This is a genomic window from Streptomyces sp. NBC_01428, assembly GCF_036231965.1.
GTDB lineage: Bacteria > Actinomycetota > Actinomycetes > Streptomycetales > Streptomycetaceae > Streptomyces.
Genome location: NZ_CP109499.1, coordinates 531,047 through 550,845, shown reverse-complemented (window position 1 = coordinate 550,845; position 19,799 = coordinate 531,047). Strand labels below are relative to the sequence as shown.

The following is a 19,799-nucleotide window of genomic DNA, read 5'->3' as shown; positions in this document are numbered from 1 at the left end:
CCGCGAAGGGACGCGATCGCTGCGTGAGGTATTGACGCGGACACGCTTAGTGGCTTCCATGTGCGCAGTCCGGCTTCGATGAGCCGGCCGGCGGGAGCGGGACACTCCTGCCGGTCTGCGGGAGCCGCCATGCCGGATGCCCACCCGCCTGCCCGTCCGGAGACGTGCGCCCAAGAATGGGAGCGCTCCCACCCGGAAAGGACCCCCACCATGCGTCATCCACCCCGCTACCGCGTCAGACGCGCCCTGGTCGCGCTCCTCACCGCGGCGCTCACCGCTCTCGTCCCGCTCGCGGCGGCAGGACCCGTGCAGGCGGCCGTCGCCCCCTCGCCCAGCTCGGCCGTGGCAGCCGCCTCCGGCGCCGGGTACTGGCACACCGACGGCCGCCGGATCCTCGACGCGCAGAACCAGCCGGTGCGGATGGCCGGCGTCAACTGGTTCGGGTTCGAGACGGCCAACTACGTCGCGCACGGCCTCTGGTCGCGCGACTACAAGTCCATGATCGACCAGATGAAGACGCTGGGCTACAACACCATCCGCCTGCCCTACAGCGACGACATCTTCAAGGGCACCCAGCCCAACGGCATCACCTACGCCAACGGCCTGAACACCGACCTGGCGGGCCTCAACTCGCTCCAGGTGATGGACAAGATCGTCGATTACGCGGGGTCGATCGGCCTCAAGGTCGTCCTCGACCGTCATCGCCCCGACTCCTCGGGCCAGTCGGCGCTCTGGTACACCTCCGCCGTCCCCGAGACGACCTGGATCTCCGACCTCAAGGCACTGGCGGCGCGCTACCAGGGCAACACGGCGGTGATCGGCATCGACCTGCACAACGAGCCCCACGACCCCGCCTGTTGGGGATGCGGAGACACGAGCCTCGACTGGCGGCTCGCCGCCGAGCGGGCCGGCAACGCGGTCCTCTCCGTCAATCCCGGTCTGCTGATATTCGTCGAGGGCGTGCAGACGGTGAACGGTCAGAGCAACTGGTGGGGAGGCAACCTCGCCGGGGTCGCCTCGGCACCGGTACGCCTGAGCGTCGCCGACCGCCTCGTCTACTCGGCCCACGACTACGCCACCAGCGTCGCCCAGCAACCGTGGTTCAGCGACCCGTCGTTCCCGGCGAACATGCCGGCCATCTGGGACAAGAACTGGGGCTACATCTTCAAGCAGAACATCGCCCCCGTCTGGCTCGGCGAGTTCGGCACCACACTGCAGTCGACGGTGGACCAGAAGTGGCTCGCGGCTCTCGTCGACTATCTGCGCCCGACGAGCACGTACGGCGCGGACAGCTTCAACTGGACCTTCTGGTCATGGAATCCGGACTCAGGCGACACCGGCGGCATCCTCAAGGACGACTGGCAGACCGTGGACACGGTCAAGGACGGCTACCTCGCCTCCATCAAGGCCCCGGGATTCACCGGGGGCGGGGGAGGGGGAGGCGGTGACACGACCGCGCCGTCGACGCCGAGCGGACTCGCGGTCACCGCGACCACCGCGTCGAGTGTGTCCTTGTCGTGGAAACCGTCCACCGACGACACCGCGGTGGCGGGCTACGACGTCTACCGCGGCACCGGCAGGGTCGGTCAGGTGACGGGCACGTCCTTCACCGACACGGGCCTCACCGCGGGGACCCGTTACGACTACACGGTGCGGGCCCGTGACGCGGCCGGCAACACCTCCCCGGCGTCCGCTTCGGTCGCCGCGACGACCACCGGCACCGGGGGCGGCTCGGCCGGCTGCAAGGCCACCTACAAGGTCAGCAGCGACTGGGGCAGCGGGTTCAACGCCGACATCACGGTCACCAACACGGGCACCTCGGCGACCAAGTCGTGGCAGGTCAGCTGGGACTGGCCGGGAAGCCAGACCGTCTCCGGGATGTGGAACGCCTCCTACAGCCAGGTCGGCAGGACGGTGACCGCGAGCAACGCCGACCACAACGGCGCCATCGCGGCCGGCGCCTCCACCGGCTTCGGCTTCGGCGCCGCGCCGGGCGGGGCCGGTACGCCCGTACTGAACTGCCGTGCCACATAGGGAAATTGCTCGCCCCTGTCCCGAACAGGGTGTTGCACGCCGCACGGCGAGGTCTACGTGCAGAGAGCGCACCTCGACACGGCACATGACGTGGCGAGCCTCGCCGTGCGGCGGCACGCGGCCGAGCGGCACGAGAACACGACGAACCGGATGAGAACACGATGAAGCGGGATGCGACCCCCCTCACCTTCACGCCTCTTGAAGGAGCCCTCGATGATCCCTGTCCGCTCAGGTGCGCGCGCCGCACTGGGTGTGCTCGCGGCCCTGATACTCGCGGCCGCTCTGACCCTGGTGACCGGCGGAACGGCGAGCGCCGACACGGTGGTGTGCGACACGTTCGGCAGCACGCCGATCGCCGGCGGCAAGTACATCGTGCAGAACAACGAGTGGGGTGACGACACCCCGCAGTGCCTCACCGTCACCGGCACCGGTTTCAACATCAGCACGGCGAGCCACAACGTCCCGACGAACGGCGCCCCCGCCGCGTACCCGTCCGTCTACGCGGGCTGCCACTACGGCAACTGCAGCGCGGGCAGCGGCCTCCCGGTCCAGGTCAGCGCCTTCAAGGACCCGCGCAGTACCGTCTCCTACCGGACCACCGGCGGCTCCTGGGACGCGGCGTACGACATCTGGCTCGACTCCTCACCCAACCCGGCCGGGCAGAACAACGGCGCCGAGATCATGATCTGGGGCGCCCACTCCGGTCCGCCGCAGCCCGCCGGTTCGAGGATCGGCACCGCGACCCTCGGAGGCGCCGGATACGACGTGTGGGAAGGGCGGCTGTCCAACGGTGGCATCTCCTGGAACGTCGTGTCCTACGTGCGCCGGCAGGCCACCGGCTCGCTCGACGTGCACATCGCGGACTTCACCGGTGACGCGGCCGGCCGCGGGTACGTCGACAAGGCGTGGTACCTGACGAGCGTCCAGTTCGGCTTCGAGCCCTGGGTGGGCGGCCAGGGTCTGGCCGTGGACACCTTCTCCTTCACCACCGACGGGGGAGGCGGCACCACACCGCCCCCGTCCGGCGGCAGCACCGTCGTCGGCCAGGCCGGCAACCGCTGCCTGGACGTGAAGAACGGAGCGGCGGCGGACGGCACCGTCGTCCAGCTCTGGGACTGCAACGGCGCCGACGCGCAGAAGTGGGCCCGCCAGGGCGAAGCACTGGTGAACCCGGGGACCTCCAAGTGCCTCGACGTCTCCGGTGGCCGCACCGCCAACGGCACGCTCGTCCAGTTGTGGTCCTGCAACGGGCAGGGCGCGCAGAAGTGGCAGATCAACGCCGACGGCACGTTCGTCAACACGCAGTCCGGGAAGTGCCTGGACGCCGTGGAGCGTGGCACCGCGGCGGGCACCCGCATCCAGATCTGGGACTGCTACGGCGGGGGCGGCACCCAGCCGAACCAGGTGTGGAGCATGCGCTGAGCCGAGGTCCGCGGAAACTCGATGTCGCGGCTGCCGTGCCGAGGCTAGCGTTGCGCTCCATGAATGATCAGGATCCTCCGCCACGGCTCACCCGCCTCACGTTCCAGGGCCCCCTCTCCGAGGCCCGAGCCGCACGGATCGTCGACAGACTCGCCCCGGCCGCACCGGCCACCGTCCTCGACATCGGGTGCGGCTGGGGCGAGTTGATGCTCCGCACGCTGGAGGTGGTGAAGGGCGCGTCCGGCCTCGGCGTCGATGTCAACGCCCAGGACCTGGCACGGGGACGCGCGAACGCCGTGGCGCGTGGACTGGCCGACCGCGTGACGTTCGTGGAGGAGTCCGCCGACGGTACGGAACGCGGCCCGGCCGACCTGGTGCTGTGTCTCGGGGCCACCCACGCGCTGAACGGTTCGGAACCTCCCGCGCACACCGCCGCCGCACTGCGCGCGCTGCGCGGACTGGTCCGTCCTGGCGGGCGGGTCCTCCTCGGCGAGACCTTCTGGCAGCGGACCCCGAACCGGGCCGAACTCGACGCGATGTGGCCGGGGGCCCGCGTCGACGAGCTGCACGATCTGGCCGGGCTCGTCGACCTCGCCGTGGCCTCCGGGTTTCGCCCGGTCTGGATCGAGACGGCGAACAGCGACGAATGGGACGCGTTCGAGTCCGGGTACCAGTCCGATGTGGAGGAGTGGCTCGCCGTCCACGGCGACCACCCGCTGGCGGACGAGACACGTGAGCGTGTGGACCGGCACCGTACGAGCTGGCTGAAGGGCTATCGGGGTGTACTCGGCCTGGCCTACCTCACGTTGGTCCCCGTCGACGGACGGCTCGTGTCCGACGCGGCCTGACATGCCGAGCGGCCGGTTCCTCGATGCGAGGTGCCGGCCGCTTCCGCACGGTGCTCGTGTTCAGGTCGCGCGTTTCTTGAGCGAGGCCAGGTGGGCGAAGACCACCACATTGGCCGCGTAGCCGTGCTTCTTGTCGAAGCGACCGCCACACGTCATGAGCCGGAGTTCCGGACGTTTCGTATTCCCGTACACCTTGTCGTTCGGGAACTTGTCCTTCGCGTACTTGCCGACCTCGTCGACGGTGAAGACGGCGGTCACGTTGTCGGCCCGGGTGACCTTCACCGCGTCCCCCCGGTGCAGTGCGTTGAGGTTGAGGAAGATGGCCGGTCCGGTCGTCGTGTCCCGGTGACCGACGATCAGGGACGTTCCCGCCTCGCCGGGGGACGGGCCGCCGCGGAACCAGCCCACCTCCTTCGGCTTGGTCAGAGGCGGGGCGCCGAGTTGCCCCTGCTTGTCGAGACCGAGGTCGACGACCGGGGCCTCGATGAAGATGGAGGGAATGGCGATCTTCACGGGCCGCGAACGCGCCTGAGGCGGGGGCGCGGCCTGCGCCGAAGGCGGCGGCCCGCCGCCCGCGGCGTCACTGCCACGGGCGGCGGTGACCGCGGAGTCGTCGGGCGAGCCGGAGCACGCCCAGACGATTCCGGCCACCAGCGAGAAGGACACCGTCAGCGTCATCGACAGACGGCACGCGCGACTCGGTCCACGTCGTCGGCGCCGTCGGTTGGGGACGTTACGCCTCGTTGCGGGCACGGCGGCGCGCGGCTCGGCGGACCATGACCAGCGCCGCGATGCCGACACCGCTGGCGGCGAGTGCGGCGGTGGTGCCGAAGTTCGTGTCGCTGCCGGAGCTCAGGTTCTCCTTGCCCTCCGGGACGGCGCCGCCGCCCGCGGGAACTCCGCCGACCGGCTTGGAGTACTCCTTGGCGGGGCTGCCGCCCGCGCCGATCTCGGCCGGACCGCTGTGCTGGGCCTGGGGCCGGGTCTTGCAGTCGACCGAGAACCGCTTCTGCTTCGGGCCCGCCGGGGTGGTCCACACCAGCTGGTACGTGCCCTCCGGGAGCAGGTACTTCGCGCTCCGCGCCGAGCCGTTGACCAGCGGCAGCGTGCTCTGGAGCGTGTCGCCGGGGGGCGTGGTCGGGGGCTGGGCGGTGATCGTCCAGGCGACCGCGGGGAAGGACTCGAAGTTGCTGGCGGAGAGGACGAACTCACAGACCTCGACGCCGTCGCCGCCCCGTGCGTGCCACCCGATCGAGCGGACGTCGATGTCGCCGCTGTCGCCGGGAGCGGCGTACGAGGCGCCCGCTCCGGCGAGAGTGGCGACGGCCGCGACGGCCATCGCGGCACCTCCACGGATGCTGCGGGCGCGGAGGGAAGAGCTGGTGACCATGCGAGGCTCCTTCAAGCCGGAATGATTGTCGTACTTATCGACCGAGCACGTAATGAATGCCATGAATCGGCCAAAGATCCTTTGAGACACCGTCAAAAACCCAAAAAATAACTCAAACAGCCCATGACTCTGCGTAGCTGACTGCCTCTCACGTGGGCGTTCGCGGTCATGGCCAGGTGTCGACCGGGCTGGGGGTGTCGGCGCGGCGTCTCTGGGGAGGTCTTCCGGCACGCGACGGTCGGTCTCGCGGGGTCAGCAGGGTTCGCTCCCGGTGGCCCGGATCGAGATCGAGGTTCTCGTCGGTGAGGCCGTGTCACGCGCAGAGGTCCGCCACCCGTCGTGCGGGATCACCGGGTCGCTCGGAGCCGCTGCCTCTCGCCCTCCGCGGCCATGCCGGGAGAGGCGTCGATGCGGCCTCGGGGCCTCGACGCAGGCCCGTCGCAACGCGGTTGACCCGTGCGCTCGGCTGGACGAAGGGAGATGTCGCCAGTGGGCCGGCGTCCGCGCCACCGCCGCCCACGGATCTGTGGCGCGTGCCACTTTGCCTCCGTACAACCAAATAGTTGATCTCCGATCGTTACGCCAAGAGCAGCTAACGCGCTGGCAAAACCCGCTGGTTGTGGGCTTTGATGCGTCGCGGTGCGACCGATTTCGTGGTCGCGCCCTGGGACTCTTGGGGTGGAACGAACGTGAAGTCAGTTTTGGGGCGCGTGCTGGTCGGCGCCGGTGTGTCGGTGGCGCTCGCGGCGACGGCGGCATGTGGGGGGCAGGACGACGGCGGTGACAAGGGCGCCGCGTCGAGCAAGCCGACGGCCAAGGCCTCGCCGGCCGCCCAGGAAGGCCTGAAGCCGCTCACCGAGGCGCAGTTGACGCAGGCCGCGGTCACCAAGGCGGATGTGAAGGGATACCGCGTCGGCAACACTCCGGATGACGAGATCCCCGAAGTGAGCGTGCCGGCGAAGCCCGCGAACTGTCAGGCCATCGCCGACATGTTCCTGCTCGGCACCGAGCCCGACGCGGTGGCGCGGGTCTCCCGTTCGCTGACGAGCCTGGAGCAGACCGACGCGACGGTGCTGCGGATGGGGCTGCTCGCGCACAAGGAGGCGGACGCCAAGAACGTGGTGGCCGACCTGCGGACGCAGAGCGAGAAGTGCACGTCCTTCGAGCACACGGACTTCAAGTACACCTCCGTCAAGGCTCTCCAGGCTCCTGCGCTGGGCGACGAGGCGGTGGCCTACTCGATGACCAATGACATCGACGGCGAGAAGATCCCCGTGTCCTACACCGTCGTACGTGAGGGCTCGACGCTCGTCGTGTTCTACGCGATGAACGCTCTGGGCGGGCAGGCCCCCGAGGTGCCCGCGAAGGTCATGGAAGCGCAGATAGCCAAGCTTGAGAAGGCGGTGTAGCGAGGCGGGTCGCGTGATGGGCGGAGGGCCTGCGGGTGCACCACAGGCCCTCCGCCCGGACGGCCGCGTCCGACCCCGAGGCCGGGCCGCCGCCAGGGCGTCTCCGCAACGTCTCGCCTGCCCGGAGGCGCCTCAGGCGCTTCGGGACTTCCGTGCCGACGTGGTCTTCTTCGCCGCCGTCTTCTTCGCCACCTTCTTGGCGGGCTGCTTCTTTGCCGTCTTGCTGGCGGTCTTGGCGGTGTTCTTCTTCTTGGGCAGATCGTGGACGGTCGCGTCCTCGCCCCGCGATTCCCTGGCCTTGGCCACCGACTCCTTGAGCGCGGCCATCAGATCCACGACCTTCCCGGCCGGCTTGGCCTCCTCCGGGGCCTCGGGGGGCTCGACGCCCTCGCGCTTGGCTTTGATCACCTCGGCGACGGCGTCGTTGTACCGGTCGACGAACTCGGGGCCGTCCAGGTCGTCCCGTGTCATACGGGCGATGAGCTGTTCGGCTCCGGCGATCTCGTCCTCGGTGAGTTCCACCGCCTCGGGGGCCAGGGAGGACGGGTCGCGGACCTCGTCGGGCCAGCGCATGGAGTGCAGGACGATCACGTTGTCGCGGACCCGCAGCAGGCCCAGACGTTCGCGGCCGGACCACGCGTACTTGGCGACGGCGACCTTCGAGGACCGTTCCAGGGCCTGGCGGAGCAGCTTGTACGGCTTGGCGGCGACCTGTCCGGACGGCTGGAGGTAGTAGCCGTCGCCGATCTGGATCGGGTCGATCGAGTCGAGAGGCACGAAGGCCTCGATCTCGATGGCCTTCGCCGTGGGGAGCGGCAACTCCCGCAGCTCCTCGTCGAGTACGGGGATGATCGTGTCCTTGCCCCACTGGTAGCCCTTGCCGATCTCGGACTGGGCGACCTCGCGGTCCTCGATCTCGCAGACCTTCCGCACGCGCACCCGGGACATGTCCTCCAGATGGACCTGGTGGAACCGGATCGAGTGGTCCTCGGTCGCGCTGACCACCTGGATCGGCACGGTGACCAGGCCGAACGAGATGGCGCCGGACCATACGGTTCGGGGCATGCTGAACCTCCGCATCAGGCCCCGAGGGTTCTCAGCCTAGGAGCACTCCGCTCCCGTGGCATGGCGACCGAACCTCTGTCGTCGGTCACGGAGGCGCGGCGCCGCGTGCCACGGGGTTCATTCGAGGATCCGCAGATGGGCATCGGGCTTGCAGTGGGCGCAGGCGCGGACGCCCGACGAGAGAAGCCGGCGCGCTTCGTCCCGGGGGACGGCCCGCCGTCGTTTGCCGGCGGCGTAGCAGTCGCCCGCGTGCACCTCGATGGGCGGGCGTCCGTTGCCGATGCCGAGTTCGACGATCCAGTCCGGCTCCGCCGGCCGGTTCGTACGGCCCTGCTCCTGTTCGGCCTCCCGTTTCCGGAGCGCGGCGATCTTGGCGTCGATGCGCTGCAGCCACATGGCGTGCCACACCCGCAGGGTGAGCAGTCGCGCCAGGTCAGGCGGCAGGTCATCGAACATAGATCCGATTCTAGTTCCCTGGCTGCCGGGGTTCGCCACCTCGCGTGTTCGAATAATAGTTCGATAGTCTGTGGAGAGGAGGTGGGTGCCGTGACGTCAGAGGTCGAGGTGCGAAGCGAGGCGAGCGTGATGCATGTGCGCTGCCCGGACCGGTTGCCGGAGGACGCTTACCGGCAGGTGCTCGAACAGATGGCGGAGCTGTCGCCGGTCGTGCAGGCGCTGCCTCCAACAGCAGCCCTGGCGGAACTCAAGGGTGCGTTGCGCTACCACGGTGCGGACGCTGTCCGGCTGGGGGAGATGCTGCGCGTACGGACCATCTCCCGGCTGGGCGTCGACATACGGGTCGGGATCGGGTCGTCCATCACGGTCGCGGCCACCGCTTCCGGACAGGTCCCCCGCCCGGGTGGTGTCCTCGCCGTGCCCCCGGACCGGGTCACGGACTGGCTCGGACCGCTGCCCGTCGAAGCCCTGCACGGCATCGGACCCCGCCAGGCCCAGGCGTTGCGCGACTACGGCGTCCACAGCGTCGGCCTGCTGGCCACCGTCCCGCCGGCCACCGCGCAGCGACTTCTCGGCGGCCGGGCAGGACGGCAGGCCGCCGACCGTGCCCGGGGCGTCGACCCCCGCCCTGTCGTCCCGCGGGCGCTGCCCGCGACCGCGAGCGTCCACCGTGCCTTCCCCCGGCACACCCTGGACGGTGCCGCCGTCCGCGCGGCCCTCCTCGACCTCGTCGTCACCCTCGCTGTCCAGCTGCGCGGCGGTGGCCGGGCCGCTCGGGGTCTGACCCTGGCGCTGCGCTTCGCCGGCGGCACCACCTGGGAGAAGTCCCGGCGGCTTCCGGAGGCCTCCGCCCACGACGACGACCTCCGCACGATGGCGTACCGGCTCATCGACGCCGCGGGGCTTCAGCGCGGCCGGATCACCGCGATCACGCTGAAGGCCGACGACCTCGTCTCTGCCGACCAGGTGGCCGAGCAGATCAGCCTCGACGAGGTGCGCGAGACCCGCCTCGTGGCCGAGGAGGTCAGCGACCGCATCCGTGCCAAGTTCGGGCCCGACGCGATCCGCCCGGCCACCACTCTCCTGCGCGTCTCCTGAGCCGGAAGGGCCCGCGGACGGGGCCCGGAACCGTGCCGGCTCCGGCACCCGTGTCGGAACCGGTCTGCTCCGATATCTGTGTCGATGCGTGAAGCCCGCCGTGGGCGTCTCGACGGCCGGCCCTGCCGCCGACACCAGAAACCGCAGACGGGGAGAAAAGACGTGAGCATCGACTGTCACCATGTGGGCACTCGGCGCACATGGGCCAGGGAGACGATGTCGACTCGCGGATGGATCTGTCCGTCGCAGGGGCGAGCGGCAGGACGATCGTGCGCGTGGCGGGTGAGGTCGACTACCTGACCTCGCCCCGCCTCGCGGACGAGTTGGAGGACGTACTGGCGGGCGGCGCCGGGTGGGTGGACGTCGAGTTCACCGACGTCTCGTTCTGCGACTGCGCCGCGCTGGGCGTTCTCATACGGGCCCGACAGAAGGCGCAGGCGGCCGGCGCGCGACTTCGTCTGCGCGGGTCCTTCCAGCCGAGCGTGAGCCGCCTGCTGGCGGTGATGGAACTGACGTCCGTACTCACGGTGCCGAACAGCCGTTGACTGTGTCCTCGGTGTCCTCGGTGTCCTCGGCGACCGCGTGACGAGCGGACCGGGGTGACGCGCGGGCGGGCCGGTGGGCTGCTGACTCAGGAGTCGCCCGGGGGTCGAGTGCGGCGGCAGAGGCCGACGGAACGCCCGGCAGGGCCGCGCATGGTGTGGCCCCAGAGGGGCACTCGCCCGATATGCGCTACTCGTCACGATGTCGTCACTGGGTGAGGAGTCCGTCGTGGCCATTCGGCACCAGGTGATCGAGCGGTCTCCCGAGACCGTATGGGCGGTCCTGGAGGATCCCCGGCTCTATGCCGAGTGGGTCGTCGGGACCTCGGAGTCGAGACCGCTGGACGGCCGGTGGCCGCAGGTCGGGTCGCGACTGGCGTACGTCCTCGGGCGCGGCCGCCTCGCGTACGAGGGGCGGACGGTCGTGCGCCGCATGGAGCGCCTGCGATGGCTGGAGCTCGAGGCCGACAGCGGCCGGCTCGGTACCGCACGTATCGCGATCGAGGTGCGCACATGGGGACCTCACTCGCTGGTCCTGGTGGACGAACACCCGCTGCGCGGCCTGGGCGGTGCCCTGCACACCGCTCCACTGGAGGTTCTCATCCAACTGCGCCACCGCAAGATGCTCGCCCGCCTCGCGGAGGTCGTGGAGCGTCGGCCGGCTCCCGAGGCCTCCCCCCAAGTGCGCGCGTCCGAGGGCCTCGTCCGCGGGGCATGAGGAGTCGCCATGTTGGACGCCGTGGTGGTCGGAGCCGGTCCCAACGGCCTGGTGGCCGCGAACCTCCTGGCCGACGCGGGATGGAGCGTCGAGGTGCTGGAAGCGCAGAGCCGGCCCGGGGGCGCCGTTCGCAGTGATCGCGGTGTGCATCCCGACTATGTGAGTGACATGTTCAGTGCGTTCTACCCCCTGGCGGCCGCGTCCCCGGTCATCCGGGACATGGACCTGCACGCGGAGGGACTGCGCTGGGCCCACGCCCCGTCCGTGCTCGCCCACCCACTCCCGGGCGGACGCTGTGCCGTTCTCGAACGCTCGACCGAGGCGACGGCGAAGGGGCTGGACGCCTTCGCCGAAGGGGACGGCGCCGCGTGGACGCGCATGTGCGGTACGTGGGACCGCATCAGCACCCAGCTTCTGGACGCCTTGTTCACTCCGTTTCCCCCGCTCAGGGCAGGGGCCGGCCTGGCGAGGCGGCTGCGTGGCCCGGCCGGCCTCCCCCTGGTCCGGTCCCTCGTGCTGCCCGCCAGCAGGCTCGGCGAGGAGGAGTTCCGCGGTGAGGCGGGACGTCTGCTGCTGGCGGGCAACGCACTGCACGCCGACCTGGCACCTGAGGCGGCCGGCAGCGGTGGCTTCGGATGGCTGCTGTGCATGCTCGGACAGCAGTACGGCTTTCCGGTTCCGGTCGGCGGAGCGGGAAGCCTCTCGGCCGCGCTCGTACGCCGGCTCGAACGGCGCGGCGGCATCGTGCGCTGCGGCCGGCCGGTGCGCGAGATCGTCGTGCGAGGCGGCCGGGCCGTGGGAGTGCGTACCGAGAGCGGTGAGGCGATCCCGGTCGGCCGCGCCGTGCTCGCGGACGTCTCGGCACCCGGCCTGTACGGCGGCCTGGTCGACGAACGGCACCTGCCGCGCCGCCTGCTCGACAGCATGCGCCGCTTCCAGTGGGACTTCGCCACATTCAAGATCGACTGGGCACTGAGCGGTCCGACCCCTTGGAACGCCGCCGCGGCGGCCGGTGCCGGCACCGTGCATCTGTCCGACGGGGTCGACGAGATGACGCGCTTCGCGGCCCAACTCGCAGCAGGCCGCGTGCCCGACCGGCCCTTCACGCTGCTCGGCCAGATGACGACGGCCGACGTCTCACGCTCCCCGCTGGGGACCGAAAGCGCCTGGGCGTACACGCATGTCCCGCAGACCGTGGTCGGCGACGCGGGCGCCGACGGCATCACCGGAGCCTGGGACGAGCGTGAACAGGAGGCGATGGCCGACCGGGTCGAACGCCAGGTGGAGCGGTACGCACCGGGATTCCGTTCACTCGTCCGCGCCCGCAGAATCCTCGCGCCTCCCACCCTTCAGGCCATGGACGCCAACCTGCACGGGGGCGCGATCAACGGCGGCACGGCCAACCTCCACCAACAACTCGTCTTCCGGCCGGTGCCGGGTACCGGCCGCCCCGAGACACCTGTGCGAGGGCTCTACCTCGCCTCGGCGTCGGCGCACCCGGGCGGGGGAGTCCACGGCGCCTGCGGAGCGAACGCGGCGCGCGCCGCGCTCCACGGCAGCACGGCCACCCGGCATGCACTGGCCTCCGCGCAACGGCTGCTCTCCGGCGCCCGACTCCGCATCGAACGGCCCCAGGGCTGACGTACGCGTCCTCGATGCCCATGCCCCTGCCGGTCGCGTTCCGGTCCGATCGGCCGCCCGTCCTCCGTATGACCGGTCGGGGAGGACTCCAGGCGCGCTCTACTCGGGATCGCGCGGCTCCTCCCCAAGGAACTCGATCAGTGCGGCGGCCAACGCCTCGGGTGCCTGTTCGGCGACGTGATGCCCGGCGTCGATGCCGTGGCCGCGGACATCGTCGGCCCACCGGCGCCAGACAGCACGGGGATCACCGTAGAGGTCCTCCAAGTCGTCGCGAAGCGACCAGAGGACCAGCGTCGGGCAGGTGAGGCGGGCACCGGCGGCCCTGTCGGCCTCCTCGTGCCGCCGGTCGACGGTGAGACCGGCGCGATAGTCCTCGAGCATCGCCCGCACCACGTCGGGATCGCGTGTGGCCTGCCGCCACTCGTCGTAGTTCTCCTGCCCCATCACCCCGGGGTCGCCCCGGTACCAGCCGTCCGGGTCTGCCGTGATCACGCGCTCGGGGATGTCCGGCTGCGCGAAGAAGAACCAGTGCCACCACTGCGTGGCGAACTCGGCGGTGATCCGGGACAGATGCTCGGACAGCGGCAGACAGTCCGCGAAGACCACCCGGGACACGACATCGGGGTGATCGAGCACGAGACGCAACGCCACGCTGCCGCCGCGGTCGTGTCCGACCAGCGCGAACCGGGGGTGCCCGAGCTGCCGCATGACGGCCACCACGTCCGAGGCGACCGCACGCTTGGAGTAGCCCACGTGGTCCTCCGTGAAGCGCGGCCCCCTGGAGCGCCCGTAGCCCCGCAGGTCAGGGCACACCACCGTGTGGCCGGCCCGTACGAGGAGCGGAGCCACCTTGTGCCACGTCGCCGACGTACGGGGATGACCGTGCAGCAGCACCACCGGCGGTCCGCTCCCGCCGTGACGGACGAAGGCGGACCCTTCGCAGACGTCGATCCGCTCCGTCTCGAATCCCTCGAACATTCCGGCCTCCTGGGCTCGGCTGTGAACGCGGCGTGCCGTCGGCCGGACAGCGAAGATCCGCGCGCGTGCGCACCGACACCCGTTCGTGGGTCCCCCGTTCGTGATCGTTCATGCCCGTGCCGCGCCGCGTGTCGTCCCGGACGGACGGTTCAGGGCTGTGACACACGGCGGGCCCGGAACCCCTTGGGTCGCGCTCCGAGTGGTCTTGCGTTGGAGTGGAGGCGGCGGTTCCCGCGCGTGCGTCCCACCGGAAGGGGAACCCCTCGTACCACGGGCCGTTCAGCCCGACCGGCCTTCGGAAAGACAAGGAGAGACGTCATGCCGGCAGGTTCCAGTCCCAAGCGTGAGCGCCAGTACGAGCACGTCAAGGAGAGCGCGGAGAAGCGAGGCGAGTCCACCGGCCGGGCGAAGGAGATCGCCGCCCGGACGGTCAACAAGGAGCGTGCCAGGGCGGGCGAGTCCGAGACGGCGAGCAGGACGTCCACACGCGACAAGAAGTCCGCGTCGCAGCGTGGCGGCGAACGCTCGCACAGCGGCGCCCAGGGTCCCACGAGGGACCAGCTCTACGAAGAGGCCAGGAAGAAGGGCGTCGAAGGGCGCTCCTCGATGAACAAGCAGCAGCTGCGCAAGGCGCTGGGGCGCTGACCCGCGTTCCCCCGGGCCCGCGGTGCGGTGCGGGCTCCAGGGGTGAACGGGGCACTCGTCGGCCAGCTCAGACGCCGACCTGCGGTGACTTGGTGTGTCCGGCGAGCTGCCGGTCGAGTTCCGTACGGAGGTCGGCGCACAGCCGTCCGGTACGCGTCCACTCGATGAGCAACTGCGCGACGTGACGCAGCTTGATCCCGGTGTGCCGAGCGAGCTCCTGGAGAATGTGCTCCGCCTGTTCCGGCGCCAGCTGCCCGAGAGCCACGACGACCGCGATGGCATGGTCCACCACGGCGCCGGAGCGCATCGTCTCGTGGAGATGGGTGTTGTCGCTCCGCAGATTCCCCAGCTCTGTCACGCGGTCGTCCACGCGGTCCTCCAAGAACCCGGAGTGGCTTGCCTCGACTTGACGAGGGGACGCGGCGCTCGGCACCGCGTTTCGCAGGGCGCCACCGCCCGGCGACCTGCTCGTCTCGACATGTTTGCCCCGAATTCGTCGGAACATCACCTGCGGGATGTGCACGGCGTTCCGGAGCGTCCCGCCCCGCCGGACCGCGACAGGCGAGGACGGCACCATGGCGATGCCGGAGTGACGAGGGGGACAGGACACGTGCTCAGCTCCGCACCCCGGGCGTGCCGGACGCGCCGCCGAGCAGACGCAACAACTGCTGCCCCGACGCGCTCAGCGCGCCCACCGTCACCACTGTCTCCGGCTCCTCGTCGGCCAACCCGGACTTGAGACGCGCCAGCGCCTGCTCGGCCCGGTCCTCGGCGGCGTCGCGCCGTGCCAGGTCCGCCTCGTCGCTGTGGAGCCCCCACCGGGTGCGGTCCCACTCGCAGACGTCGGCGACAGCGCCGAGGAGCCGGGCCAGCATCAGTCGCGCGGGCGGTGGCTGGGCGAGCCCGCGTTCCTCGCCCGCCGCCGCCGCGAGGTTGTCCACGATCGCGGAGGTCCGGTCCAGGAACCTTTCCCAGTACGCGTCGTGGTCGATCGACGGAACGTCCCGGAAGCCGCGGCGCATGCGCTGGCCCGGGTTGAAACGGTAGCTCTCCCGGTTCCAGATCCGTGCGTTGCGCAGTCCCTCCAGCGTCGCGGAGATCTGGGCCACGCGGCCCCGCCACCTGGCCGCGTCCTCCTCCGCGTATCCGGCCGCCAGGTCGTCCGCCATCATCCTGAGCAGGGACGAGTGCTCCCGCGCCATGGCGGACAGCGCCTCCTCCACACCGCGCAGATGCACCGGGGGCAGGAGCAGCGCGTTCACGGAGATGCCTATGACGGCACCCACCGCCGTCTCCGCGAGGCGATGCGCCATGTCCTCTCCGGAGAGCGTCCCGTACGCGAGGGCGAAGATCACCGTGGTGGGGGCGTAGACCCCTTGGTCGCCGAAGCGGTTGTGGATGCCGAGCAGGGCCGCCGGTGGCAGAGCGAGGGCCATGGCCGCCATGACGTTGCCGGTGATCATCGCGGCCCCGGCCGCCAGGAAGGTGCCCGCCGCGATGAGCGCCAGCTGCTGGATGCCGGTGCGCACCGAGCGGTAGACCGTGCCCTGGACCAGAGCGACGGCCGTCCAGGGCGCCATCAGAGCCATCGGCGCGTCCCACCAGGCGCCGACCACCGCCCACGCGGCGACGGCCGCCCCCGCCGCCTTGAGCGCCTGCACACAGGCGTCGCGCTCCCGGCCCGCCGAAGTGAACGCCCGGCGCAGGGAGCCGGCGGTCGCCGCCAGCTCCCAGCCGAGTCTGCGCATCCGCATGGGTGATCTCCTGACATGTCTCCGGTCCGGCTGAGTCCGGACCGGTCGCCCGAGCGTCGGTCGGCCCATCCCTTCGCCGTCGGCCGACGGCGAAGGGATGGGGAAGCGCGTCGGCTCGGGGGCCCCGTGCGAGGCCCCCGACGAAGGTCGACGTCAGGCGGCGCCCTCTCCGCGCTTCACCTGCTCGACCGGTCCCTCCCCGCGCCGCCCGGGTACGGCAATGCAGGTGCCACTGTTCCGCCGAGGTATGCCGACCGATCGCTGCCACACAAGTGCGAGGCCCCCCGCGAGTGGCGGCTGTCCGTGAGCTGCCGGATGCTGACTGTGCACGGTGTCCGCCCCGCTCGGACGGACGACACAGACCGCCGGTTGCGGCCGGAGGGTCGCCGCGAAGGCACGGGAACGCGTCCCGACCGCCCGAGCGGCCCTTGCGTAGAGAGGCGTGCCGGCCGGTCGCGGGTCGATCGGCCCGGACCACCGGCGCCGGCCGCCCGCCGGACCAGGCGTGTTGCGTGTTTTGACCACGGGCCTGCGGATACTCAAACGCCTCCCGACACCCTCGACGATGTACGCAGGAGGTCCGCGTGACCGTCACGCCTCCCCAGATCCCCGATCGCCTCCGCACACCGGAACAGCGCACGGCGAACCTGTTCGCCGACTTCGTCGAGCGCGAGGCACCGAGCGTGCCCCTGCCGGGCCGGTCGACGGCACGGCGTTTCGCGGTACTCATGGCCCTGGGCCGTCGAGACCTCTCGCTCGCCCGGCTCGCGGAGGGGCACCTGGACGCCGCCGCGATCCTGCACGAACTGGGCCACCCCCTGCCCGCCGCGGGCGAGAGATGGGGCGTCTGGGCCGCACGCCCGCCAGGACCCGGTACCCATGCCACCCGCACCGAACGGGGGTGGACGCTGAGCGGCGTCAAGCCCTACTGCTCCGGTGCCCACGCCTGCACCCACGCCCTGGTGACAGCGGACGCCGAGGACGGCTATCGCCTTTTCGCCGTCGCCCTGGACCACCCCGGCGTCCGACCGGTGGAAGGGACCTGGCCCGCGATCGGCATGGCCGGCAGCGACAGCCTGGAGGTGTCCTTCACCGCCGTGCCCGCGCGAGCCGTCGGCCCGGTGGAGGGCTATCTGGAGCGGCCCGGATTCCAGCACGGAGGCATCGGCGTGGCGGCGTGCTGGCTGGGCGGCGCCCACGCCGTCGCGGCGCCCCTGTACGAGCGCGGCGCGGCGGGCAGGCTCAACGCGCACGCGGCCGCTCATCTCGGAGCCGTCGACGTCCTGCTGCACACGGCCGACACGATGCTGCGCCATGCGGGCGAGGACATCGACGCCGACCCCCTCGACGTCCGGAACGAGGCCCGTGTGCGCAGCATGCGCGTGCGAGCCCTCGCCGAAAAGGTGTGCACCGAGGTGCTGGACCACGTGGGGCGCGCCACGGGTGCCGGCCCGTTGTGCCACGACGAACGGCACGCTCGCGCGGTGGCGGACCTGACGGTCTACGTCCGTCAGCACCACGCCGAGGCGAACCTGGCCGAACTCGGCCGTCTGATCACGACGGACTCGGCGGAGACGACGCGATGAGTTCGCCGAAGACCGTGGACGCCGAGAGGTCGGCCGCCGCCGCGGCCATCGACGCGCAGGGCACCGACGAGGCCGAATGGCTGGCGGCACAGCTGCCGGACCAGCTGCCCCACCTCGCTCTCCCGGAAGGTCCCGTCGTCGTCGTGGCCGCCCATCCGGACGACGAGGTGCTGGGGTTCGGTGGCGCGATGGCCGCTCTGCTCGATGCCGGTGCGACGGTCCACACGGTGTGCCTGACCGACGGGGAAGCCTCGCACGGCATGCTGCCGACGCCCGGCCGGGAACAGTTGGCCGCCCGCCGTCGCGGCGAGCTGGCCGCGGCCCTGGGCGAACTCGGTGACCTGCCCTTCCCCGTGCATGCCGGCTTCCCCGACACGGGTCTCGACGAGTACGAGACCAGGGCGCGGACCGTGATCGGCGAGGTACTGGACGACGTGGGGGCCGCCGTGTGTGTGGCGCCCTGGGTGGGCGACCTGCACAGCGACCACGAGGCCGCAGGCCGGGCCGCCCGGGATGCCTGCGGTGACCGTTCCACGCCGGTGTGGTTCTACCCGGTCTGGATGTGGCACTGGGCGCGTCCGTACGACCCTCGCGTTCCGTGGGAGCGCGTCTCTGTCCTCCCCCTGGCGGAGGCGGCGGTCGACCGCAAGAAGGCGGCCCTGGCACGGTTCACCAGCCAGCTCGAAGGCCGTGCCTCCGGAGTCGGGCCGGTGTTGCCGGCGCAGGAGATCGCCCACCACACCCGCACCTTCGAGACGGTGATCCGTTGAACACCCCGGCGAGCTATTTCGACGACCAGTACGCCGGGGCCACCGACCCGTGGCAACTCGGAGAGCGGTGGTACGACCGACGCAAGTACGACCTGACCGTGGCCGCGCTGCCCCGCCGCCGTTACCTGCGCGCCTTCGAGCCGGGCTGTTCGGTGGGTGTGCTGACCGGACTCCTCGCGTCCCGGTGCGAGCAGTTGCTGTCCACCGACCGCGTCGCCTCGGCCGTCGACGCGACGGCGCGCCGCACCGCCGGCCTGGACCACGTCACCGTGCGACGGATGACGGTGCCCGACCAGTGGCCGGAGGGCGTGTTCGACCTGATCGTGCTGTCGGAACTCCTCTACTACTTCGACAGCGACACGCGTACGCGGCTGCTCCGGCGGAGTGCGGAGAGCCTGGGTGAAGGCGGCCATCTGGTCACCGTCCACTGGAACCACCCGGTGGCCGAGCACACCTGCACGGGCCGTGACATCGCCGACCGGCTCGACTCCCTGACGGGCCTGAGCGCCCTCGCCCGTTACGACGACCCGGACTTCACCCTCACCGTCCACGAGCACCGGCCGGGCCCCGGCCCGGTGCTCTCACCGGCTCGCGCGGAAGGACTGGCGTGACACCCGCCGCCGTCGCCGTCGTGGTCCCGGCACACGACGAGGAGCGCCGCGTCCAGGCCTGTCTGCGCAGCGTGCGCGCGGCCGCCGCCTTCGTGGCGCCGGTGCCCGTCGTGATCGTGGTGGCGGCGGACGCCTGCACGGACGCCACAGCGGCGCTCGCCGTCCACGGGGGAGCGAGTGTCGTCCCCACCTGGCACCGCAACGTCGGTGCCGCGAGGGCGGCGGGCGTCAACCACGCCCTCATGCTGCTGGCCGATGCCGGCCCGGACGTGTGGCTGGCCATGACGGACGCCGACAGCACCGTGCCGACCACGTGGATCGCCCACCAGCTCGCCTGGGCGCACCGGGGATACGACGCCGTCCTGGGGACCATCCGCCTCGCCTCCACCACGGTCGGTGCCCTCCATGTGGCCCGCCACGACGCCGACTACTTCCGTACCCGCCGTGTCACGGGGACGAGGTCGAGGTGGGAGCACCCGCATGTGCACGGGGCGAACCTGGGGGTCTCCGCCGCCGCCTACCTTCGGGTGGGCGGCTTCGCCCCGCTGCCCACCGGCGAGGACCACGACCTCGCGGTCCGGCTGTCGACGACAGGCCACCGCATCGCCCGCACCGACCGGCACCCCGTGCACACCGCGACCCGACTGCGGGGGCGGGCTCCGGGCGGCCTGGCGGACCTCTTGACGGCCCTGCGCGACCCGGCAGCCGGCGGGGGAGACCCCGCTCGGCACCGAGCCGGCGTCTGACCGACTCCGCGGGAACGCCCCGACGCCGAGCGGCACCAGGTACGGCAGCCGGACGGGAAGCAGAGCCAGACGCGCCCTCCGGTCCG

The 19,799-nt window shown here is 71.2% G+C and carries 20 protein-coding genes; 13 read left to right on the top strand and 7 right to left on the bottom strand.

Annotated elements, in window-relative coordinates; genetic code table 11:
- The first annotated feature begins 210 nt into the window (after positions 1–210).
- The 3 genes from OG406_RS02275 to OG406_RS02265 all read left to right on the top strand — a co-directional run bounded on the left by OG406_RS02275 (position 211) and on the right by OG406_RS02265 (position 4,304).
- Entirely contained in the window at positions 211–2,034 is a 1,824-nt protein-coding gene (locus OG406_RS02275) for a cellulase family glycosylhydrolase (protein WP_329183603.1), read from the top strand.
- Between the two features lie 213 nt (positions 2,035–2,247).
- Positions 2,248–3,456, top strand: coding sequence for a GH12 family glycosyl hydrolase domain-containing protein (locus tag OG406_RS02270; RefSeq protein ID WP_329183601.1), 1,209 nt, complete (start codon positions 2,248–2,250; stop codon positions 3,454–3,456).
- A gap of 59 nt (positions 3,457–3,515) precedes the next feature.
- Positions 3,516–4,304 carry an SAM-dependent methyltransferase gene (locus OG406_RS02265; RefSeq protein WP_329183598.1) on the top strand — a complete coding sequence of 263 codons (789 nt, stop codon included), beginning with the start codon at positions 3,516–3,518 and terminating at the stop codon, positions 4,302–4,304.
- Between the two features lie 60 nt (positions 4,305–4,364).
- Here the strand turns inward: OG406_RS02265 and OG406_RS02260 are convergent, their stop codons facing one another.
- Positions 4,365–4,982, bottom strand: a complete 618-nt coding sequence (locus OG406_RS02260) for a class F sortase (RefSeq protein ID WP_329183597.1) — start codon at positions 4,980–4,982, stop codon at positions 4,365–4,367.
- A 55-nt stretch (positions 4,983–5,037) separates the two neighbouring features.
- Complete coding sequence (locus OG406_RS02255; RefSeq protein WP_164375790.1) at positions 5,038–5,694, bottom strand: hypothetical protein; 657 nt, start codon at positions 5,692–5,694, stop codon at positions 5,038–5,040.
- A 689-nt stretch (positions 5,695–6,383) separates the two neighbouring features.
- On the opposite strand from OG406_RS02255, the gene OG406_RS02250 reads away from it, so the two are divergent.
- Positions 6,384–7,103, top strand: a complete 720-nt coding sequence (locus OG406_RS02250; RefSeq protein ID WP_329183594.1) for a hypothetical protein — start codon at positions 6,384–6,386, stop codon at positions 7,101–7,103.
- Positions 7,104–7,235: 132 nt separating this feature from the next.
- On the opposite strand, the gene ku is transcribed toward OG406_RS02250, so the two are convergent.
- Positions 7,236–8,168, bottom strand: a complete 933-nt coding sequence (ku, locus tag OG406_RS02245) for a non-homologous end joining protein Ku (protein WP_164375792.1) — start codon at positions 8,166–8,168, stop codon at positions 7,236–7,238.
- Between the two features lie 117 nt (positions 8,169–8,285).
- Positions 8,286–8,624, bottom strand: a complete 339-nt coding sequence (locus OG406_RS02240; RefSeq protein ID WP_326841353.1) for a DUF6233 domain-containing protein — start codon at positions 8,622–8,624, stop codon at positions 8,286–8,288.
- 129 nt (positions 8,625–8,753) lie between these two features.
- On the opposite strand from OG406_RS02240, the gene OG406_RS02235 reads away from it, so the two are divergent.
- From OG406_RS02235 to OG406_RS02220, 4 genes are all read left to right on the top strand, one after another.
- On the top strand, positions 8,754–9,722 hold the full coding sequence (locus tag OG406_RS02235; RefSeq protein ID WP_326843961.1) for a DNA polymerase Y family protein: 969 nt from the start codon (positions 8,754–8,756) through the stop codon (positions 9,720–9,722).
- A gap of 200 nt (positions 9,723–9,922) precedes the next feature.
- On the top strand, positions 9,923–10,267 hold the full coding sequence (locus OG406_RS02230; protein WP_326841352.1) for an STAS domain-containing protein: 345 nt from the start codon (positions 9,923–9,925) through the stop codon (positions 10,265–10,267).
- Positions 10,268–10,493: 226 nt separating this feature from the next.
- Complete coding sequence (locus tag OG406_RS02225) at positions 10,494–10,982, top strand: SRPBCC family protein (RefSeq protein ID WP_329183591.1); 489 nt, start codon at positions 10,494–10,496, stop codon at positions 10,980–10,982.
- 9 nt (positions 10,983–10,991) lie between these two features.
- Positions 10,992–12,623: a phytoene desaturase family protein gene (locus OG406_RS02220; RefSeq protein WP_329183590.1), complete on the top strand. Its 1,632-nt coding sequence runs from the start codon at positions 10,992–10,994 to the stop codon at positions 12,621–12,623.
- A 99-nt stretch (positions 12,624–12,722) separates the two neighbouring features.
- On the opposite strand, the gene OG406_RS02215 is transcribed toward OG406_RS02220, so the two are convergent.
- Positions 12,723–13,601 carry an alpha/beta fold hydrolase gene (locus tag OG406_RS02215; RefSeq protein WP_329183589.1) on the bottom strand — a complete coding sequence of 293 codons (879 nt, stop codon included), beginning with the start codon at positions 13,599–13,601 and terminating at the stop codon, positions 12,723–12,725.
- A gap of 318 nt (positions 13,602–13,919) precedes the next feature.
- Between OG406_RS02215 and OG406_RS02210 the strand changes: the two genes are divergently transcribed.
- Complete coding sequence (locus OG406_RS02210; protein WP_164375797.1) at positions 13,920–14,246, top strand: plasmid stabilization protein; 327 nt, start codon at positions 13,920–13,922, stop codon at positions 14,244–14,246.
- Between the two features lie 67 nt (positions 14,247–14,313).
- On the opposite strand, the gene OG406_RS02205 is transcribed toward OG406_RS02210, so the two are convergent.
- Complete coding sequence (locus OG406_RS02205; RefSeq protein ID WP_081224373.1) at positions 14,314–14,616, bottom strand: ANTAR domain-containing protein; 303 nt, start codon at positions 14,614–14,616, stop codon at positions 14,314–14,316.
- Positions 14,617–14,860: 244 nt separating this feature from the next.
- Positions 14,861–16,000 (bottom strand): aromatic acid exporter family protein, encoded by a 1,140-nt coding sequence (locus OG406_RS02200; RefSeq protein ID WP_329183584.1) that lies wholly within the window; start codon positions 15,998–16,000, stop codon positions 14,861–14,863.
- A gap of 584 nt (positions 16,001–16,584) precedes the next feature.
- Here OG406_RS02200 and OG406_RS02195 point away from each other — a divergent pair.
- From OG406_RS02195 to OG406_RS02180, 4 genes are read left to right on the top strand one after another with little or no spacing between them, the layout of a single operon-like run.
- Positions 16,585–17,586, top strand: coding sequence for an acyl-CoA dehydrogenase family protein (locus OG406_RS02195; protein WP_443067044.1), 1,002 nt, complete (start codon positions 16,585–16,587; stop codon positions 17,584–17,586).
- Entirely contained in the window at positions 17,583–18,356 is a 774-nt protein-coding gene (locus tag OG406_RS02190) for a PIG-L deacetylase family protein (protein WP_329183583.1), read from the top strand. The genes OG406_RS02195 and OG406_RS02190 overlap by 4 nt, the downstream gene beginning before the upstream one ends.
- The gene (locus tag OG406_RS02185) at positions 18,353–18,967 is read left to right on the top strand and encodes an SAM-dependent methyltransferase (RefSeq protein WP_329183581.1); all 615 of its coding nucleotides are present in this window, start codon (positions 18,353–18,355) and stop codon (positions 18,965–18,967) included. The genes OG406_RS02190 and OG406_RS02185 overlap by 4 nt, the downstream gene beginning before the upstream one ends.
- On the top strand, positions 18,964–19,713 hold the full coding sequence (locus OG406_RS02180) for a glycosyltransferase (protein WP_329183579.1): 750 nt from the start codon (positions 18,964–18,966) through the stop codon (positions 19,711–19,713). The genes OG406_RS02185 and OG406_RS02180 overlap by 4 nt, the downstream gene beginning before the upstream one ends.
- The last annotated feature ends 86 nt before the right edge of the window (positions 19,714–19,799 follow it).